Annotated in this window: 2 protein-coding genes; both read right to left on the bottom strand. The window is 67.8% G+C overall.

Translation table 11 applies throughout. From position 1 onward, the window contains the following. Nucleotides 1–163: 163 nt before the first annotated feature. Nucleotides 164–598 (bottom strand): YbaB/EbfC family nucleoid-associated protein, encoded by a 435-nt coding sequence (locus ABZ824_RS19915; protein ID WP_356964668.1) that lies wholly within the window; start codon nt 596–598, stop codon nt 164–166. Between the two features lie 150 nt (nt 599–748). Continuing rightward, the gene (locus ABZ824_RS19910) at nt 749–2,440 is read right to left on the bottom strand and encodes a hypothetical protein (protein ID WP_356964667.1); all 1,692 of its coding nucleotides are present in this window, start codon (nt 2,438–2,440) and stop codon (nt 749–751) included. Nucleotides 2,441–2,615 lie beyond the last annotated feature (175 nt).

Below are 2,615 nucleotides of genomic sequence, written 5' to 3'. Positions count from 1 at the left end.
GTGGGCACGCGTTCATCGATGCGTATCCGGCAAGCGGCTCCGGGAACGCTACTGCCGCCGCTATCGCACGGTCGCACCCGAATCCCATGCCCTTCCGCCTGCGGGAGGTTCCTCTCCGGTCGTCGGCAGGTACGCAGCCTCATCTGCACTACGCGGCCCCGTACTATCTCGGGGAACCTTCGTTGTCCCTGCGGAAGAAAGCGCGAATCTCGTTGAGGCTGGGGGCGCCCGGGGAGATATCGGGCAGGTCGGGCAGGTCGTCGAAGTCGTCGTCGATGGGTGCGGCGAGCGCCTCGGCCTGCTGCTTCGCCCGGTGCGCCGCGGCCAGGGTGACCTCCACGATCGCCCTGCTCAACTGCTCCGGTGTCTGGCGCATCGCCGCGGCCGTGAGGCGCAGGTCCGTCAGCACGCCGGCGGCGTCCACCGTCACCTCTACCGATTGGTCGGGAGAACTCGCCTGCGTGCGAGCATTCTCCAGTTCTCGGAACACATCGGTGAGCCGACTCTGCTGACGTTCGAAGGAGTCGAGGAGATGTTCGAGCTGGTTGCGCATGCCGTTGTTGGCCGAGCGCAGGCCTTCGCGCTCCCATCGATCCATGCCAACGACCTTCCGACTCGAATTCCTCAGCGGACAGCGACGACCGCGGACCTCCGAACGTGCCCATAATGATGACCGACAGGTGCGTGGTTCACCGCTGGTGGGAAGGGAGAAAGAACCAGACGCCGTCCGCCCGGGCCGAGGCGGGTCTCATCGCCGGTCCGGCACCGCCGCACGCGACATCGTCACCAGCAGCCGACCCAGCACCTTCTGCGGGCCGTTGGCCTCGTCGTCACTCGATTCGACCGCGGCGAATCCCTCGGCCAGCGCCCTGCCCGGAACGAATAGACCCTGTTCGAAACAGTTGTCGCCGAGCTGCGCCCGCCACCGCTTGTAGCCGGCGACCACCCGGCTCAGCGTCTGGCCTCGGGGGTCGTTGATCCGCACATATTCGGTGATGAGCGCGCGTTGCGCCTCCTTGTGCGCCCGGAACCCGCCGATGAGGTCGATCGCGGCGCCGAGTTCCCGCAGGATCGCGGCATACATCGGTCGACGTGGAGGACTGGATCGAGTCGTCGCCCGGGAACGGCCGGCCAACGTCCGAGGATCGATCACAGCAGCGTGAGCCAGTACGATCCACGGCGCCACCTCACCGGATCGCTTTGCCGTGCTGCGATCCTCGACGGAAGACAGCGAATCCGTCACATCCCGGATCTCGACTCCGCGCAGCACGACCGGCATCCGCGGGAGGACGGTGTCGACAGCATCGGCGATGTCCTGGACCGTTGCCGCGGCGATACCCGCCGCGTCGAATCCGACGATTTCGATGTTGTGCCGAGCGGCCATCTCCCGAGCGATCCGCATGGCCTCGGCATCGGTTGCTCGGTGAGCCCGCACGCCTGCGGGTTTCGGGGCCCGTTTCCGCTCGAGACGAGCCGGCTCCGCCTTCTTGCCCGCGGGCGGGCGGTCCGGGGTGCGCGGAGGAGATATCCGAGGCGGGGTTTCGTTCGCCGGCGCGGCCGAGGGGCTCGGAGCCTTTGCCCAAGGGGTGCCCGACCCGTTCCGCGTCCACGGCGTACCCGCCGGCGGCTTGCCGGCGTCCTTGCGGCCGCCCGGCATCGTCTGTGGACCCGCCTGCTGCCTCGTCGGTGTATTCGCCGGCGCTCCCTGCCGCTCTGCGCCGTTACCGGGCGTCGTCGGCGATCCGGTCTCGGTCGCCGGGGGTTGGTCACCGGATTTGTCCTCGGGCGATCCGGTTTCTCGGGAATTGCTCGTCGAATCGTCCTGCTGTCCGGGTTCCGGAGGTTGCTGTCCGGACTGCGCGGGCTGCTGGCCAGGATTCGCGGGCTGCTGACCGGATGTCGAGGGTTGCTGACCGGATGCCGGGGTTTGCTGTGTATCGACGCTGCCGCGGTCGTTCGGGGCGTCCGGATGTGGACGGGCGGATTCTCCGTTCGCCGTGCGATCGAATGTGCCCGGCGGCCGTACGAAATCGTCTGTGGGGCTGGGGGATTCGCTAGAAGTCGCCTGCGGAACGGGTCCTGCCGACCGGTTCTGGCTCGGTGCGTTCGTGTACGGCATGCCATCGTCGGCCGAGTTTCGGATGTTCTGCCTGCCGTCGTGATCCCGGTCCTCGAACGCATCGGCCGCATCCTTCATCGCGGAACTCATCGCATGTATGTCCGCGACGAGGTCGTCGAACCCATCCAACGTACGGTCGGCACCGGGCTTGTAGGTGTGGGCGAACGTCTCGCCTGCTTCGTCGTCACCCCAGAACTCACCCTCGTCGGCGAGTGCCGCCTTCAGTTCGTTCGCGACCCGTTCGGCGTCCTCGGCCGCCCGCCGCAACTCCGCCGCCGATTCGCGCAGCTGGGCGAGGTCGACCGACAGTGATTCGGCCACGCAACCCCCTAGGTCGATATCGAGACGGCCCGGCCGTCTTCGGCTGCTGAACGGGACGCCGCGCATCGGCGAATCGCCACGCGCCAGGTCGATCCGAGCCGAAGCATAGGCGACGTGCGCTGGTGTTCTCGTCGGCGGGAACGTGTGCGGTGGGCGCTGCTGCGCTGGACGCTTG

The sequence above is a fragment of the Nocardia sp. NPDC047038 genome (assembly GCF_040644075.1).
Classification (GTDB): domain Bacteria; phylum Actinomycetota; class Actinomycetes; order Mycobacteriales; family Mycobacteriaceae; genus Nocardia; species Nocardia sichangensis.
Note: the sequence above shows the minus strand (reverse complement) of the source record. Positions and strands in the feature narration are given on the sequence as shown.

Excerpts from the sequence above, each read along its gene's own strand:
- ABZ824_RS19915 (WP_356964668.1), bottom strand. The coding sequence starts at position 598 with ATGGATCGATGGGAGCGCGAAGGCCTGCGCTCGGCCAACAACGGCATG.